This is a genomic window from Pseudomonas sp. SG20052, from assembly GCF_031766055.1.
Taxonomy (GTDB): Bacteria; Pseudomonadota; Gammaproteobacteria; order Pseudomonadales; family Pseudomonadaceae; genus Aquipseudomonas; species Aquipseudomonas mandelii.
In genome coordinates, this window is record NZ_CP134498.1 from 1,343,225 (window position 1) to 1,360,421 (window position 17,197).

Annotated in this window: 13 protein-coding genes; 4 read left to right on the forward strand and 9 right to left on the reverse strand. The window is 58.9% G+C overall.

All coding sequences use genetic code 11. The features are described from left to right. Positions 1-152: 152 nt before the first annotated feature. Positions 153-2,744 carry a glycosyltransferase gene (locus RHP74_RS05975; protein ID WP_311098325.1) on the reverse strand — a complete coding sequence of 864 codons (2,592 nt, stop codon included), beginning with the start codon at positions 2,742-2,744 and terminating at the stop codon, positions 153-155. Between the two features lie 217 nt (positions 2,745-2,961). On the opposite strand from RHP74_RS05975, the gene tcdA reads away from it, so the two are divergent. Then, positions 2,962-3,774 carry a tRNA cyclic N6-threonylcarbamoyladenosine(37) synthase TcdA gene (gene tcdA, locus RHP74_RS05980; protein WP_010462854.1) on the forward strand — a complete coding sequence of 271 codons (813 nt, stop codon included), beginning with the start codon at positions 2,962-2,964 and terminating at the stop codon, positions 3,772-3,774. 86 nt (positions 3,775-3,860) lie between these two features. On the opposite strand, the gene RHP74_RS05985 is transcribed toward tcdA, so the two are convergent. The 4 genes from RHP74_RS05985 to RHP74_RS06000 all read right to left on the reverse strand — a co-directional run bounded on the left by RHP74_RS05985 (position 3,861) and on the right by RHP74_RS06000 (position 6,993). Then, the gene (locus tag RHP74_RS05985; protein ID WP_010462851.1) at positions 3,861-4,265 is read right to left on the reverse strand and encodes a SufE family protein; all 405 of its coding nucleotides are present in this window, start codon (positions 4,263-4,265) and stop codon (positions 3,861-3,863) included. Continuing rightward, positions 4,262-5,467 (reverse strand): cysteine desulfurase, encoded by a 1,206-nt coding sequence (locus RHP74_RS05990; protein WP_311098328.1) that lies wholly within the window; start codon positions 5,465-5,467, stop codon positions 4,262-4,264. The genes RHP74_RS05985 and RHP74_RS05990 overlap by 4 nt, the downstream gene beginning before the upstream one ends. Before the next feature lie 149 nt (positions 5,468-5,616). After that, a complete protein-coding gene (gene dapD, locus RHP74_RS05995; protein WP_311098330.1) occupies positions 5,617-6,651 on the reverse strand; it encodes a 2,3,4,5-tetrahydropyridine-2,6-dicarboxylate N-succinyltransferase in 1,035 nt (344 codons plus the stop codon). A 33-nt stretch (positions 6,652-6,684) separates the two neighbouring features. Further along, positions 6,685-6,993, reverse strand: a complete 309-nt coding sequence (locus RHP74_RS06000) for an arsenate reductase (protein ID WP_229801834.1) — start codon at positions 6,991-6,993, stop codon at positions 6,685-6,687. Between the two features lie 265 nt (positions 6,994-7,258). Here RHP74_RS06000 and RHP74_RS06005 point away from each other — a divergent pair, with 265 nt between their 5' ends. Then, complete coding sequence (locus RHP74_RS06005; RefSeq protein ID WP_010462844.1) at positions 7,259-8,893, forward strand: Na+/H+ antiporter; 1,635 nt, start codon at positions 7,259-7,261, stop codon at positions 8,891-8,893. Between the two features lie 23 nt (positions 8,894-8,916). Here RHP74_RS06005 and RHP74_RS06010 read toward each other — a convergent pair whose 3' ends face one another. The 4 genes from RHP74_RS06010 to map all read right to left on the reverse strand — a co-directional run bounded on the left by RHP74_RS06010 (position 8,917) and on the right by map (position 14,886). Then, on the reverse strand, positions 8,917-9,660 hold the full coding sequence (locus RHP74_RS06010) for a M12 family metallopeptidase (protein ID WP_311098333.1): 744 nt from the start codon (positions 9,658-9,660) through the stop codon (positions 8,917-8,919). Between the two features lie 368 nt (positions 9,661-10,028). Next, complete coding sequence (gene dapC / locus RHP74_RS06015) at positions 10,029-11,228, reverse strand: succinyldiaminopimelate transaminase (RefSeq protein ID WP_077748327.1); 1,200 nt, start codon at positions 11,226-11,228, stop codon at positions 10,029-10,031. A 122-nt stretch (positions 11,229-11,350) separates the two neighbouring features. After that, positions 11,351-14,053 carry a [protein-PII] uridylyltransferase gene (locus tag RHP74_RS06020; RefSeq protein ID WP_010462838.1) on the reverse strand — a complete coding sequence of 901 codons (2,703 nt, stop codon included), beginning with the start codon at positions 14,051-14,053 and terminating at the stop codon, positions 11,351-11,353. A gap of 50 nt (positions 14,054-14,103) precedes the next feature. Beyond that, positions 14,104-14,886 carry a type I methionyl aminopeptidase gene (map, locus tag RHP74_RS06025; protein WP_311098336.1) on the reverse strand — a complete coding sequence of 261 codons (783 nt, stop codon included), beginning with the start codon at positions 14,884-14,886 and terminating at the stop codon, positions 14,104-14,106. A 373-nt stretch (positions 14,887-15,259) separates the two neighbouring features. Here map and rpsB point away from each other — a divergent pair, with 373 nt between their 5' ends. After that, entirely contained in the window at positions 15,260-15,997 is a 738-nt protein-coding gene (gene rpsB / locus RHP74_RS06030) for a 30S ribosomal protein S2 (RefSeq protein ID WP_007907989.1), read from the forward strand. Positions 15,998-16,187: 190 nt separating this feature from the next. Then, positions 16,188-17,051 carry a translation elongation factor Ts gene (gene tsf / locus RHP74_RS06035; protein WP_311098337.1) on the forward strand — a complete coding sequence of 288 codons (864 nt, stop codon included), beginning with the start codon at positions 16,188-16,190 and terminating at the stop codon, positions 17,049-17,051. Positions 17,052-17,197 lie beyond the last annotated feature (146 nt).

A 17,197-nucleotide genomic window follows, 5' to 3' on the forward strand; every position in this document is an offset into this window, starting at 1 on the left:
AAGAACGATAGTGAGGTGTATCTGTTACACCGAGTCGCTTCATTCGCGGGCAAGCCTCGCTCCTACAGGAATTGAGGCAAGGCGCGCAAAATGGCGGTTATCTTAAAGCAAAACGGCGGCCATTGGCCGCCGTTTAGTGCATCTGTACTGATTTAGACAGCCGGTGCGGTCGCGGCTTCGGCCACCGGTTTCGGCAGCGAAGACAGGAACGCCATGATCAGCGCCGCCAGGTACGGCAGCGACTGTACCAGCAACATGGTCACCCAGAAGCGCATGTCGTTGCTCGGCATGCCGTTCACCAGGTAAATCCCCAGCGCCGCACCCCACAACAGCAGCATGATGAACACCTCTTCGCGCGCCTCCGAAATCGCCACCCAGAAGCCGTGGTTATCGGCGTTCTTTGGTGTGCGGAAAAACGGAATGCTGCTGGTGAAGAAACCGTACAGCACTGCTTTGGCGATGGTGTGCGACAACGCCAGCCCGGCCAGCGCCGCGCAGAACGCATCCTTGAGGTTGACCCCGACCGCACGACGGTAGAGGAAGATGATCTTGCCCACCTTGAACACGAACAGCGCCAACGGCGGGATGGCGAAAATCAGCAACGGCGGATCGACCCGCTGCGGCACGATAATCATCGCCGCCGACCACAACAGGGCGCCCACGGTGAAGAAGATGTTCATGCCGTCCGCTACCCACGGCAACCAGCCCGCGAGGAAGTGGTAACGCTGGCCACGGGTCAGCTCGCTGCCTTTGCCGCGCAGCAGGCTGGTGGTATGACGCTTGATGATCTGAATCGCACCGTAAGCCCAGCGGAAACGCTGTTTCTTGAAGTCGATAAAGGTATCGGGCATCAGGCCTTTGCCGTAGCTGGTGTGGTAATACGCCGCCGACAGGCCTTTTTCGAACACCCGCAGACCCAACTCGGCGTCTTCACAGATGCACCAGTCGGCCCAGCCCAGTTCCTCGAGCACCGAACGTCGGGTCATGGTCATGGTGCCGTGCTGGATGATCGCGTCACGGTCGTTGCGGGTGACCATGCCGATGTGGAAGAAGCCTTTGTATTCCGCGTAGCAGAGCTTCTTGAACGTGCTTTCGTTCTGATCGCGGTAATCCTGCGGCGACTGCACCACGGCGATTTTCGGGTCGGCGAAGTGCGGCACCATGTGCTTGAGCCAGTTCGGGTCGACGCAGTAGTCCGAGTCGATCACCGCGATCACTTCGGCATCCTTGGCGGTGTGCGGAATCAGGTAATTCAGCGCGCCACCCTTGAAGCCGGCCAGTGGTGCGACGTGGAAGAACTTGAAACGCGGGCCCAGGGGTGCGCAGTAATCGCGCACCGGTTCCCAGACCGCCGGGTCCTTGGTGTTGTTGTCGATGATCAGGACTTCGAAGTCCGGATAGTCGAGGTTGGCCAGGGCGTTGAGAGTCTGTTTGACCATCTCCGGCGGCTCGTTGTAGCAAGGGACGTGAATCGACACTTTCGGTCGGTAGTCCGATTCGCCCACCACCGGCAGGAATTCGCGCCGACGCTTGTGGGTCCAGACCGCTTCGGCCAGTTCATGCGCCTCGGTCAGCAATACGATAAAGACCCCGAGTGCGCCCAAGGCAAGGAGAAATCCTATCGTCAGGCTGAACCAGGTGCTGTATTGCAGGCTGTAGTCGTAACCGATCCACACCAGCACCGATCCGCAGAGGAAGGCGATAAAGGTCAGGAAGGTACGACCGCGTTGACGCAGGGCCGAGCCGTCGATCATCAGCAGGGTCAGGGACAGCAGCGCCAGGACCACCGAACCGACCGCCAGCACGCGCCATTGCGGAATCGCGACAACCGGGCCTTCGAAGTTGAATTTCTGCTGGCGCGCGGCGTTGAAAACACCCCAGTAAGCGCCCACCGAACCTTCGTCGCTGGCCTTCCACGGTTGGTCAAAGGCTTCGATCACGAAGTAGTTGAAACCCTGGCGGTTGAGCTTGTTGACCAGCGTGCGCAGGTAAATCGCCTGGTCTGCCGGCGACGCATCGGCGCCACCGCGCATACGGCCGTTGCTCGGCCAGCCGACTTCCGACAGCAACAGCGGTTTTTTCGGGAACATCTTTTTCAGATCACGGGCACGGTCGAGTACGAACTGCCCGGATTGCTCCATCGGCACATGTTCCCAATACGGCAAGACGTGGGCGGCGATCAGGTCGACGTGCTTGGCCAGGCTCGGGTTTTCTTCCCAGACGTGCCATTGCTCGGACGTAGTCACCGGCACTTTCACTGCCGCGCGGACGCGATCCAGAATGATGCTGAGTTCTGCGGCGGTAATTTCCTTACGGAAGATCGCTTCGTTGCCTACAACCACGCGAACCACGCTGCGGGAGGTATTGGCGAGTTCGATGGCGCGCAGGATCTCACGCTCGTTGCGTTCCTCGTCCGGGCTGATCCAGATACCGAGGGTGACCCGCAAGCCGAATTCTTCCGCCAGTTTGGGAATGTCTCCCAGGGAGCCGTCGACCGAGTAAGTACGGATGTTGTCCGTCAGCTTGCTCATGATCTCCAGGTCGCGACGCATTTCATCGTCGGTCGGGTACTGCTCCTTCTGCGGATACTGGCCTTGCTGGAACGGCGAGTACGAGAAGCCGGAGATCTGTTCGGGCCAGTTGGGGGCGGTGACCGGGCGATTGATCAGCGCCCAGAAGCCGGTAAACAAGGCGGCGATGGCGAGCACCACGACCAGGTTGAGTCCAAATTTACGCGATGACATAGCTATTTCAGGTTCCAAAGGCTGTGGAACGAAGGACCGGTCGGCGTGTGCCAAGGGGCGCGCATCCTACACCGGGCATTCCCTGAGCGTATAGCTGACAGGGAAATGCCCTACGTTTGGCAATCCCGTTTCGCATAAGTTCTTACACTTGTCGCGGGAACTTAGATCTTGTCGCTGTCTGGCCCTATAATGCGCGCCGGTTTTTGGGGTTATGGTCATGAGTACAGAAGATCCGCGGTTTGCAGGCATCGCCCGTTTGTATGGCATCGAAGGCTTGGAGCGTCTGCGCGCAGCCCATGTGGCCATCGTCGGTGTCGGTGGCGTCGGTTCTTGGGCAGCGGAAGCCATTGCCCGTTGTGGCGTCGGCGAGATTTCGCTGTTTGACCTGGACGACGTTTGCGTCAGCAACGCCAACCGCCAACTGCACGCGCTGGACAGCACTGTCGGCAAACCCAAAGTCGAGGTGATGGCAGAGCGGTTACGCGGGATCAACCCGGACTGCACGGTGCACGCGGTGGCGGATTTTGTGACGCGCGAGACCATGGCCGAGTACATCACGCCAAACATCGACTGCGTGATCGATTGCATCGACAGCGTGAATGCCAAGGCAGCGCTGATCGCCTGGTGCAAGCGCCGCAAGATCCAGATCATTACTACCGGCGGGGCAGGCGGGCAGATCGACCCGACACTGATCCAGGTCTGCGACTTGAACCGCACCTTCAATGACCCGTTGGCATCGAAAGTGCGCTCGACCCTGCGCCGTGACTACGGCTTCTCGCGTACCGTGACGCGTCATTACAGCGTGCCGTGCGTGTTTTCGACCGAGCAACTGCGCTACCCGAAACCGGATGGCAGCATCTGTTTGCAGAAGAGTTTTGTCGGCGATGGCGTGAAGCTCGACTGCGCCGGCGGGTTTGGCGCAGTGATGATGGTGACGGCGACGTTCGGCATGGTCGCGGCGACCAAGGCTGTGGATAAGATTGTGGCGGGTGTGCGGCGGCCGGCGGATCGGGTCAAGCCTGAGGTTTAAGGTTGCAGTTGTCGGCCTCATCGCGAGCAGGCTCGCCCACAGGTGAACGCGTTCCAATGTGGGAGCGAGCCTGCTCGCGATGGCGATTAACCAGCCAACTCATTCATCCGCTGAAGCACCGCGTTGAGGCCATTACTGCGCGAAGGCGACAGTTGCCGCGAAAGCCCAAGCTGATTGAACCACTCCGGCAAATCCACTTGGCGCAACTCATCCGCCGACAAGCCGTTGACCCGCGCCAGCAGCAACGCCACCAACCCACGGATCAACCGCGCATCGCTGCTCGCTGCAAACTGCCAGTGACCGTCATTCAACGAACCCACCAGCCACACCTGACTTTCACAGCCGTGCACGCGGTTGGCGTCGACTTTATCCACATCACTCAACGCAGGCAGACGGTCGCCCCATTGCATCAGCAGCCGCGCCCGCTGCTCCCAACCGGCGGCAGCCTGAAAGGTGTCGAGTGCCATGACGGCATCAGCCGGTAAGCTCATCGCAACAACTCCAGCGCCTGATCCAGCGCTTCAAAGAACCGTTCGAGGTCTTCTGAGTCGTTGTACAGCGCCAACGACACCCGGATCGCCCCGGCCAGTTCGAAGCTTTTGAGCAACGGCATCGCACAGTGATGACCGGCGCGCACGGCGATGCCCTGTTCGGTCAGCAAATGCGCCAGGTCAGAGTTATGCACACCCTCGACGACAAAACTGGCCAACGCCAATTGCGGTTTGCCCAGCAGTCGAATGCCATTGCGCGCTTCAAGCCCCTTTAATAAATAGTCATGCAGCGCCGCTTCATGGGCCGAGACCGCGTCCTGATCAAGCCCCGCGAGATAATCCAGCGTCGCCCCCAGGCCGATCACACCGGCAATCGGCGGAGTACCGGCCTCGAAACCCAGAGGCGCGGGGCGAAAGCGTGCGCTGTGGTAATCCGCATCCATCACCATTTCACCGCCGAACTGCCAATGGCGCAGTTGTTTCAGCGCCTCATGGCGACCGAACAGCACGCCCAGACCGTCGGGGCCATAGAGTTTGTGGCTGGAAAATACATAGAAGTCGCAACCCAGCGCCTGCACGTCATGCCGACCATGAACCACGCCTTGCGCGCCATCGACCACGGTCAACGCGTCGTGCGCCTTGGCCATCGCCAGCAAGGCGGGTAACGGCTGCCAGACACCGAGCACATTCGACAGCTGACTGACCGCCAGCAAACGGGTTCTTGGGCCGATCAATTGTGTGGCGGCGTTGAGGTCGATCACCCCGTCGGCGTTCAATGGCAGGACCACCAGTTTCAAGTCGCGCCGGTGCGCCAGTTGCTGCCACGGCAGCAGGTTGGCGTGATGCTCCAAGGCGCTGATGACAATCTCATCGCCCGGATTGAATAGGTGCTCAAGGCCATAGGCCAGGAGGTTCAGCGCGGAGGTCGCGCCATGGGTAAAGATGATCTGCCCGCAATCGCCGGCATTCAGCCATTGCGCGACTTTGCTGCGGCTGGCCTCGAATGCCTGTGTGGCATGGGCGCCGGGCAAGTGTTGCGCCCGATGTACGTTGGCCGCGCCGTTGGTGTAGTAATGCGTCAGCGCATCCAGCAAGGCTTGAGGTTTTTGCGTGGTGGCGGCGTTATCCAGATAGGTCTGGTCTTGCCGTTGGAGCGCGGCGATAGCCGGAAAGTCGGCGCGCCAGGGAGAGAGAATCATCATGCTGTCGGGCCCTGGTCAACATGGGCGGGTGAACACCTGACCTGATGGTCTGGTCTACGCCGAACCTGTAGGCGCGAAGCTTTTGGCGGCCTCAAGGGCCCCCTTCGCGAGCAAGCTTCGCTCCTACAGGGTAATCCGTGTGACGCCGCTTAGTTGTGAGCGTGCAGCGCTTCGTTCAGTTCGATCGCCGATTTGTGGGTTTTGCATTCCACGGCACCGGTTTCCGAATTGCGACGGAACAGCAAGTCAGGCTGGCCAGCGAGTTCACGGGCCTTCACGACTTTCACCAGCTGGTTTTTTTCGTCCAGCAGTGCGACTTTGGTACCGGCGGTCACGTACAGGCCCGACTCGACGGTGTTGCGATCGCCCAACGGAATGCCGATACCGGCGTTCGCGCCGATCAGGCAGCCTTCGCCAACCTTGATCACGATGTTGCCGCCGCCCGACAGGGTGCCCATGGTCGAGCAACCGCCACCCAGGTCAGAACCCTTGCCGACGAAGACGCCAGCGGAAACGCGGCCTTCGATCATGCCCGGGCCTTCGGTGCCGGCGTTGAAGTTGACGAAACCTTCGTGCATCACGGTGGTGCCTTCGCCGACGTAGGCGCCCAGACGAATTCGTGCCGCGTCAGCGATACGCACGCCGGCCGGAACCACGTAGTCGGTCATTTTCGGGAACTTGTCTACCGAGAACACTTCCAGCAGCTCGCCGCGCAGACGGGCTTCCAGTTGATGCTCGGCCAACTCGGCCAGGTCGATGGCACCCTGGCTGGTCCAGGCTACGTTCGGCAGCAGCGGGAACACGCCCGCCAGGTTCAGGCCGTGCGGCTTGACCAGACGATGGGACAGCAGGTGCAGCTTGAGGTAGGCCTCAGGCGTGGAGGTCAATGGGGCGTCTTCGGCCAGGATGGTCGCGACCAACGGCTTGTGGCTCTCGGCCAGACGGGTCAACAGGGCGGCTTGGGCTGCGTCGACGCCTTTCAGCGCTTCAGCCAGTTGCGAAGCTTGGGCGGTGCTGAATGCGATGGCCTGATTGCCTTCGGTGTAGCCCAGAACCGGCGCGATGGCCGCGACCAGTTCGGCTGACGGGTTAAGCAGTGGCTGTGCGTAAAACACTTCCAGCCATGCGCCTTGACGGTTTTGAGTGCCGACACCAAAGGCCAGGCTGAACAGGGTAGTGGACATGTAAATACCTCTAACAAAATTGAACGGGCAGGCTTACTTGAGCGCCGCCGCGTAGATATCTGGCTTGAAGCCAATCAGGGTTCGGTCACCGAGATCGAGCACCGGGCGCTTGATCATCGAGGGTTGTGCGAGCATCAGTTCGATCGCTTTCGCTTGGTCGAGATCGGCTTTGCGTTCGTCGTCGAGCTTGCGAAAGGTCGTGCCTGCACGGTTCAACACCACTTGCCAGCCGTGCTCGTCGCACCATTGGGTCAGGTGTTCACGGTCGATTCCGGCCGTCTTGTAATCATGGAAGTCATAGCTGACAGCGTGTTCATCGAGCCAGGTGCGCGCCTTTTTCATGGTGTCGCAGGCTTTGATGCCGAAAAGGTGCAACGTTTTGCTTGAAACGGTCAAGGAATTGCCCCCTTTGCAGGTGCTGGAAATAAAAGGTGAAGGATTATGCCATGACCGGACGGTTTCGCGGCGGCCGCGGTCGTTTAGTCATCGTAAGCCCGCTGGGTTTGCGCTGTTTCAGGGTGATGCGACATTGGTGCAACGGTCAGCCCGCAGTCTAAGCGGCTAATATGGCACTTCAATGCTGTCGATTACTTGGGAACCGCGCTTTATGCAAACCGCCTACACCGTCCTGATCCTGCTGATGCTGGTGGGCCTTTCACGCCTGATCGGACGGGTGATCCCGCTGCCGTTGCCCTTGGTGCAAATTGCCGCGGGTGCGTTGCTCGCCTGGCCGACCCTGGGTTTGCATGTGGCGCTGGATCCGGAATTGTTCCTCTTTCTGTTCCTGCCGCCGCTGCTGTTCTCCGACGGCTGGCGTATGCCCAAACGTGAACTGTGGCGCCTGCGCGGGCCGATCCTTACCCTGGCGGTGGGGCTGGTGTTGTTTACGGTGGTCGGCGCTGGCTATTTCATACATTGGTTGTTACCGAGTATTCCACTGCCGGTGGCCTTTGCGCTGGCGGCCGTGTTGTCGCCGACGGATGCTGTGGCGGTCTCGGCGATTTCCCAGAACCGCTTGCCGACGCCGCTGATGCACATGCTGCAAGGCGAGGCGTTGATGAACGATGCCACGGGCCTGGTGACGTTCAAGTTTGCGTTGGCCGCAGCGGTGACCGGGGTGTTTTCGCTGGCGAATGCCAGTGTGACCTTTGTGCTGGTGGCGCTCGGCGGCCTGGCCGTCGGTGTGGCCTTGAGCTGGCTGGTGGGACGCCTGCGTTCCTGGATGATCGCTCGCGGCTGGGATGATCCGGCGACGCATGTGGTGTTCATGTTGCTGCTGCCGTTCGCGGCTTATGTGCTGGCTGAGCGTCTTGGCGCTTCCGGCATCTTGTCCGCCGTGGCTGCGGGGATGATGCAGAGCTGGCTCGACCTGCTCCCGCGCCAGACCAGCACTCGATTGCTCAACCGCAGCGTCTGGTCGTTGCTTGAGTTTGCTTTCAACGGCTTGATCTTCCTGCTGCTGGGATTGCAACTGCCGGACATCATCAAGGCGGTGGTCAGCCACGAAACATCGCTATGGCCGACGTTGCTGTATCGCTGTCTGGACGTAGTGGCGATTTTTCTGGTGCTGCTGTTGTTGCGCTTTGTCTGGGTGCAGAGCATCTGGCGCTTGTCTGTTTTGCTGCGACGCCTGCGCGGTAAAGGCGAAGTGACTCAAGTGCCGACCGCGCGCTCCTGCTGGTTGCTGACGGTCGGCGGCGTGCGCGGCGCCGTGACGCTGGCGGGGGTACTGTCGGTGCCGTTGCTGATGGGCGGCGACGCGTTTCCCGAGCGGGACCTGCTGATTTTCATCGCCGCCGGGGTGATTCTGCTGTCCCTGATCGCCGCTTGCATCGCTTTGCCGCTGTTGCTGCGCGGCATCGAAAAAAGCCCTGACGACAAGCGCCGCAATGAAGTGCGTGATGCCTGGCGCAAAACCGCTGAAGCGGCGATTCATGCACTGGAAGTCGAGGAAGCCAAGCCTGCGGATGCGGCCGAGGCCGCGTTGGCCGTCGAACTCAAAGCGCGGATCATGTCCGAATATCGGCATCAACTGGAGGTCTTCAATGACTCGGCCGAGGCCCAGGCATTGGCCTTTCAGATGGACTTGCTGGAGCGGCGTCTGCGGTTGAAGGCGCTGCGAGCGCAGCGCCTGGAGTTGTACAAACTCAGTCGTCATCACCAGATTGGTGATGACGTGTTGCGAGAAGTGTTGGGTGAGCTGGATTTGAGTGAGGCCAACCTGGGTCAAGTGAAGGCATGAGCGAAGGGTCGACCTGACGGTTTTCAGCGTGGGTAAACCGAGCTGATGAACTTGATATCTTGCTCGGACAGTTGGTTGTTTTGAGGGACTTCGACCTTGTCCCACATGACACTCGCAGGAAAGGCGTAGTGCATGATTGATTTCGGGTCGTAGGGTGTTTGCCGGGTGTGGCTGTAATCAAATTTTTTCAGGACATTCCGGTAAATCTCTTCTTCGGTCCAGCCGTGTTCTTTGAATTCGCGATAGAGAGCGGATAAATTCCAGTCCAGTGGCGCGTCGGGATGCTGATGTTCATGTTCAACCCCTAGTGCATGGCCGAACTCATGCATGGCAGCTACCGTGAAAAAAGAAGACTGGTAGTCGGTGCCCAGCACCATTGTGGGCAGGTGCGGGAGAATGTTTCGTGCGTCTGTCCCAATGACAGAGCTGCCTGCGCCATCTTTGAAGTGAGACAGTAATATTCGTATGTCCCCGTCATACAACTCGTCGTTATCGTCCAGCTCGATGAATTCGAATTTCAGGTTTACGTGGGGCGCCCATTGGTTGATGGCGGCGACGACGGCCTGGAACATGGCTTCGTCATAGCGTGTGATAGCAATACGCAGCGTTTGGCCGTTGGTCCAGAATTTGGCAGGCGCCGCGACGCTTCGTGTAGTGCGGGAAAGGGAGTTGCCAATAGCCTCGTGATCGAGTGCTTCGGAGGTGTTAGTAGTAGAGCCGGCATCGATGAGGCCGTAAGTGCGGCAGCAGGGTTTTGGGATATTCATATATTATTGCTACTTGTGGGTGTTTAAATATTTTGATGTTTTTAAGGCGCAAAAAACTGCTCGCATGGCAGTTGCATGTGTTTTGCGTTCGATAAGTTGTAATTGATATAAAGGCAAGTAGCGAATATTGTGGTGTTTCAGTATGTTTTGGTTTGAAGGTGTTGTGTTGTGCGTTGTGAATGCTAAAGGTTGTTTGTGTGGTTATATAGTTAGGAGTGGCTATATATACTGGGTGGTTTCTTTTATTTCGAGTATGCAGAAGTGCTACTGGTAAGAAGTGCATTCAAGTAATTTGAATGTCTGTAACGGGGTGAGTTCGGCTTTATAAACAAGCCCCGCGCCATGAGGTATGGCGCGGGGTGTCAGTGTTATTTATGGCGCGTAATAAAGGCGCGGATGCGTTCTGCGGCTTCTATGCATTCTGCCAGTGGCGCAACCAGCGCCAAGCGTACACGGCCTGCGCCCGGGTTGAAGCCATCAACCGCACGGGACAGATAAGAACCCGGCACCACGGTCACGTGTTCTTCCACAAACAGATCACGGCAGAACGCCTCGTCATCGCCTTCAACATTCGGCCACAGGTAAAAACCACCGTCCGGACGCTGCACATCCATCACCGGGCTGAGGATTGCCAGCACCGCATCGTACTTCTCGCGGTACAGCGCACGGTTGGCGCGCACATGTACTTCGTCATTCCACGCGGCGACGCTGGCCAGTTGGGTTTGAACGGGCATGGCGCAGCCGTGGTAGGTGCGATAGAGCAGGAAGCCCTTGAGGATGTCGGCGTCACCGGCGACAAAACCTGAACGCAGGCCCGGCAGGTTGGAGCGCTTGGACAGGCTGTGGAACACCACGCAGCGTTTGAAGTCCTTGCGGCCCAGTTCCACGCAAGCGCTGAGCAGGCCCGGCGGCGGTGTCTGTTCGTCGAAATACAGCTCGCTGTAGCATTCGTCAGCGGCGATCACGAAGTCGTATTCGTCAGCCAGGGCGATCAGTTTTTTCAGGGTGTCGAGCGGAATCAGCGCGCCGGTCGGGTTGCCTGGCGAGCACAGGAACAGGATCTGGCAGCGTTTCCAGATGTCCGGCGAGACAGCGTCGAAATCCGGGTTGAAGCCGTTTTCGTCCAGGCATGGCAGGTAATGCGGCTTGGCTCCGGCGAGGAACGCCGCGCCTTCGTAGATCTGATAGAACGGATTCGGGCTGACCACCAGCGCGTCTTCGCCACGGTTGACCACGGTCTGGGTGAAGGCAAACAGCGCCTCGCGGGTGCCATTGACTGGCAACACGTTGCGCGCCGGGTCGAGCCAGCCGGTCGGAACGCTGAAGCGGCGTTCACACCATGCAGCGATAGCTTCACGCAGGGCCGGGATTCCGAGGGTAGTCGGATACACGGCCATCTGATCCAGATTGCTTGCCAGGGCTTCAGCGACAAAGCTTGGGGAGCGGTGCTTCGGCTCGCCGATGGACAGCGCGATGGCGCGCTTTTCCGGGTTTGGCGTGACGCTGCCGAGCAGGGCGCGGAGCTTCTCGAACGGGTAGGGCTGCAACTGGTTCAGAGCGTTGTTCATGAGGGGGCCTCGTTCATTGTGGGAGCGAGCCTGCTCGCGAAGGCGGTGTGTCAGAAACGATGATGTTGACTGACCCTCCGCTATCGCGAGCAGGCTCGCTCGCACAGGGGAAAATTGTGAGTTCAGATACTGATGCGTGACAATTTGATATCGGGTTCGTTACTGACGGTCAGCTGTTCAACGATCGCATCTTGCAAGCGGGTACACAGCAGCGGGTCGGACAATGGCTGGTTGTTCGCGTCGGTGATAAAGAACACGTCTTCCACGCGTTCGCCCAAGGTCGCAATCTTGGCGTTCTGCAGCGACAGGTCGAACTCGAGGAAGATCGTGCCGATCCGCGCCAGCAGACCCGGACGGTCTGGAGCACTGAGTTCCAGCACCGTCACCGGACGCTGAGCGTCGTTGTGGATCGTCACCTGTGGCGCAAATGCGAAATGCTTGAGTTGACGCGGCACGCGACGCTGGATGATGGTCGGGTAGTCGTCCGGGTTGCGCAGGGCTTCGGTCAGACCCTCGCGGATCTGTTTGACCCGCGCCGGGTTATCACCGATCGAGTCGCCGTCAGTGTCGAGCACGATATAGGTGTCGAGGGTGAACTGGCTGCTGGAGGTGATGACCCGAGCGTCGTGAATGTTCAGGTTGAGCTGGTCCATCGCGGCCACGGTCACGGCGAAGAAGTCATGCTGGTCAGGTGCGTAGATGAAGATCTGCGTACCCCCCTCGAATTCACGCTGGGTGGTTTCCTTGATCAACACCAGCGGCCCGCCATCGGCCGGTTGCTGGAGGATCGCGTCACTGTGCCAGGCGACGTCGCCGGCAGTGTGACGCAGGAAGTAGTCATCGCCCAGTTGCGACCACAGCTGTTCGACATCGTCCGGGTCGGTACCGCCGCGCACCAGGATGTCCAGGGCGGCGCTCTGAGTCTGGCGGATCTGCATTTCGCGGTCCACCGGGTTTTCCAGGCCGCGTCGCAAGGCGCGCTTGGTCTCGGTGTAGAGCTGGCGCAAGAGGCTGGCGCGCCATGAGTTCCACAGGGTCGGGTTGGTGGCGTTGATGTCGGCAACGGTCAATACGTACAGGTAGTCGAGACGGGTTTCGTCACCGACGGCCTGGGCGAAATCGTGGATCACCTGCGGGTCGGACAAGTCCTTGCGCTGGGCGGTGGTCGACATCACCAGGTGGTTCTGCACCAGCCAGACGATCAGGCGAGTGTCCCATACCGGCAATTGGTGGCGCTGGCAAAAGGCTTCGGCATCCACCGCGCCGATTTCCGAGTGGTCGCCATGCCGGCCTTTGCCGATGTCGTGGTACAGGCCTGCCAGGTAAATCAGCTCGGGTTTGGGCAGCTTGGCCATGAGTTTGCTGGCCAGCGGGAATTTTTCCGACACCTGGGTGTACTGCAACTTGCGCAGGTGCTTGATCAGATTCAGGGTGTGGGCGTCGACCGTATAGATATGAAAGAGGTCGTGTTGCATCTGCCCGACAATGAAGCCGAACTCCGGCAGGTAACGCCCGAGGATGCCGTAGCGGTTCATCCGGCGCAGGTTGCGGTGGATACCGATCTTGCACTTGAACAGCTCGATGAACAGGCTGGTGTTGCGAATGTCGTTGCGGAAATCGTCGTCGATCAGGTGACGATGCTCGCGCAGCAGACGAATGGTGTCGGCGCGCACGCCTTTGATTTCCGGTTGCTGGGCCATCAGCACGAAAATCTCGAGCATGGCGAACGGCGTGCGACGGAACACGTTGTCGTTGCGCGCTTCGATATAGCCATCGTGTAGCTGGAACCGCGAGTTGATCGGCTGCGGCGGCGCTTCGTCTTCCGGGGCGAGGATGACTTCTTCGAAGTGCTGAATGATCAGGTCGCTGAGCTGGGCAATGCTCATGACCACCCGGTAATACTGCTGCATGAAGTTTTCGATGGCTTGCTTGGCGTCATCGCCCTCGAAACCCAGTAGCCCGGCAATCGAGCGCTGGTGGTCGAACAGCAAGCGGTCTTCGGAACGACCGGCGAGCATGTGCAGCGCGTACCGGACCTTCCACAAAAACTCCTGGGACGAGGCGAGCAGGGCGTTTTCGCTTTCGACCAGAAAGCCTTCGCCGGCCAGTGCTCGCAGGTTCAGGGTGCCGTATTCGCGACGGGCGACCCACAGAATCGTCTGAATGTCCCGCAGGCCGCCGGGCGAACCTTTGACGTTGGGTTCCAGGTTGTATTCGGTGTCGTTGTATTTGTGGTGACGGGCCTTTTGCTCGGCACGCTTGGCCAGGAAGAACTCCTTGCTCGGCCACATGTGCGCGGTGCTGGTGACGTCAAGCATGCGCTGGCGCAAACGCTCGGGACCGCAGATGGTGCGGCTTTCCATCAGGTTGGTGACCACCGTCAGGTCGGCGCGGGCTTCAATGGCGCATTCGTCCACCGAGCGAACGCTCTGGCCGACTTCCAGGCCGATGTCCCACAACAGCGTCAGAAAACGCTCGATGGAATCGCGGAAAACTTCGTGATCGGCGCTGTCCAGCAGGATCAGCAGGTCGATGTCGGAATAAGGGTGCAACTCACCGCGACCGTAGCCACCGACCGCGACCAGCGCGATGTCGGCGTCTTCGCTCCAGTTGAACTGCTCCCAGGCCTTTTGCAGGATGTTATCGACGAACCAGGCGCGATCCTCGATCAGCCGGCGAATGTCCCGGCCGCTGCGAAAGCGCCCGTCGAGCACCTCGCGGGCCTGGCGGATCGCCTTCTTGAAGGCCGCGATCGGGCTTGCCTTCAGGGCCAGTTCAGCCTGGAACTGGCCGCGGTCGAAGAGTTCGGGATCCACCTGCGGCATCGATTGGCTTTCCTATCTATCTATAAGGCTGGGAGCTGCCTGGGTTCGGATCAGGCCGAAACGCGCGGGATGGTGTCATCGGCGCGCAAGGTGAAGATCTCGTAACCGGTCTCGGTCACCAGCAGGGTGTGCTCCCACTGGGCCGACAACTTGCGGTCCTTGGTGATCGCGGTCCAGCCGTCGCCCAATACCTTGGTGTCAGCCTTGCCCTGGTTGATCATCGGCTCGATGGTGAAGGTCATGCCCGCTTTCAGCTCCATGCCGGTGCCGGCGCGGCCGTAATGCAGGATTTGCGGCTCTTCGTGAAACACCTTGCCGATGCCATGGCCGCAGAACTCGCGAACCACCGAGAAACCGTTCTTTTCAGCGTGTTTCTGGATGATTTCACCGATGTCGCCCAGGCGGCAGCCGGGTTTGACGATCTCGATGGCCTTGTACATGCATTCCTGAGTCACTTTCGACAGGCGCTCGGCCCAGACCGGCACGCTGCCGACGTGGAACATGCGGCTGGTGTCGCCGTGGAAACCGTCCTTGATGACGGTGACGTCGATGTTCAGGGTGTCGCCATCCTTCAGCGGCTTCTCGTTCGGGATGCCGTGGCAGACCACGTGGTTGATCGAGGTGCAGATCGACTTCGGGTAGCCTTTGTAGTTGAGCGGGGCAGGGATGGCTTTCTGCTCGTTGACGATGTAGTCGTGGCAGATGCGGTCCAGCTCTTCGGTGGTGATCCCCGGCTTGACATGTTCGGCAATCATTTCCAGCACATCGGCGGCCAGTTTGCCGGCGACACGCATCTTTGCGATGTCCTCGGGGGTTTTGAGGGTGACGGTCATACAGGCTCTCTCTGCGCTCAATGGCGCTTGCTAAAACGAAATGGGCATTGCGCGTTCGATCTTCGCGGCCCTGAAAAACGCAATTCTAACAGACGATCAGCGCAAATCTGAGCCTCTGTGCATCGCTTCTCTCTATAGATTGGCGCATTCTTGGGCGATTCCAAGTGCGCGGTTGAAGTCACGCATCAGGAATTGAGAATCCGGGTTCCGTTTTTTGCATCCCTGTGATATAAAATGCGCCGCTTTCCGGGGATACCCCGAAAGGCTTAAATCCACACACGTGTCGACACGATGACCTGGGTGCCTTCAGCTGATGCTGCTGGTTGGTCATTGGGATACGTGGAGGCCAAACCCGACTTATTAAGGAACTATCATGTCCCAAGTCAACATGCGCGATATGCTGAAGGCCGGTGTGCACTTCGGTCACCAGACCCGTTACTGGAACCCGAAAATGGGTAAGTACATTTTCGGCGCGCGTAACAAGATTCACATTATCAACCTTGAAAAAACCCTGCCAATGTTCAACGAAGCTCTGACTTTCGTAGAGCGTCTGGCCCAGGGCAAAAACAAGATCCTGTTCGTCGGCACCAAGCGTTCCGCTGGCAAGATCGTTGCTGAAGAAGCAGCACGTTGCGGTTCGCCGTACGTCGATCACCGCTGGTTGGGCGGCATGCTGACCAACTTCAAAACCATCCGTGCTTCCATCAAGCGTCTGCGTGACCTTGAAGTGCAAGCCGAAGACGGTACTTTCGCCAAGCTGACCAAGAAAGAAGCGCTGATGCGCACTCGCGATCTTGAGAAGCTCGATCGTTCCCTGGGTGGTATCAAGGACATGGGCGGTCTGCCAGACGCTCTGTTCGTTATCGACGTTGATCACGAGCGCATCGCGATCACCGAAGCCAACAAGCTGGGCATCCCGGTTATCGGCGTAGTCGATACCAACAGCAGCCCGGAAGGCGTTGACTACATCATCCCAGGCAACGATGACGCAATCCGCGCTATCCAGTTGTACATGGGTTCGATGGCTGACGCAGTCATCCGCGGTCGGAACCACGTTGCTGGCGGCACCGAGCAGTTCGTTGAAGAAGCTCCGGCGGCTGCAGCTGAGTAATTGACGCCCTGGCGTTGACTCAGTAAGCAAAAAGGGGGCTTGGCCCCCTTTTTGCCACCTCGAAAACCGTTTGTGGGCAGCGCAGCTACAGCCTTTGTAACGTGCAGCCGCTAACAAATGGGGTCGGGAAGAATTGATCGCCCGTTTGATCGGGTGGAATGGTTGAAAACCTATCCAAGAGGATTTTGAAATGGCAGAGATTACTGCAGCGTTGGTTAAAGAACTGCGTGAGCGTACCGGCGAAGGCATGATGGATTGCAAAAAGGCCTTGACCAAGGCCGGCGGCGACATCGAAAAAGCCATTGATGACATGCGTGCTTCCGGCGCCATCAAGGCTGCCAAGAAAGCAGGCAACGTAGCTGCTGAAGGCGCTATCGCTCTTAAAGAAGACGGTAAAACCGCCGTTCTGTTGGAAGTTAACTCGCAGACTGACTTCCTGGCCCTGCAAGACGACTTCAAGGCATTTGTTGCTTCCAGCGTTGAAAAAGCGTTCGCTGACAAGCTGACTGATGTCGCTCCGCTGATCGAAGCTCAAGAAGCCGATCGCCTGGTTCTGGTCGGCAAGGTTGGCGAAAACGTTAACATCCGTCGCCTGGCTCGCGTTGAAGGTGATGTTGTTGGTGGTTACCTGCACGGCAACAAGATCGGTGTTGCGGTTGTTCTCAAAGGCGGCACCGTTGAGCTGGCCAAAGACATCGCCATGCACGTAGCGGCCACCAACCCTGAATTCCTGCTGCCATCGGAAGTTTCCGCTGAAGCGGTCGAGCGCGAAAAAGGCGTTTTCCTGACCCTCAACGCTGACAAGATCGCTGGCAAGCCAGAAAACATCGTTGAAAACATGGTCAAAGGCCGTATCAGCAAGTTCCTGGCTGAAGCGAGCCTGGTTGAGCAGGCGTTCGTCAAGAACCCTGAAATGAAGGTCGGCGAACTGGCCAAGAAAGCCGGTGCTGAAATCGTTTCTTTCACCTACTTCAAAGTAGGCGAAGGCATCGAGAAGCCGGTCGACAACTTCGCTGAAGAAGTTGCTGCCCAGCTGGCTGCCGCCAAGCAATAAGACGGTTTTTAACTGTCGCCCTGAAGAGGCTGCCCGCTTACGCGCGCAGCCTCTTTTCAGATGGGGCACCAATTTTTATTGGTTTCCCTTTGGAACTGGCTTACAAAGCCATGTTCCGATGGCGCTGAAGCAGCGCCAAGCTAGAG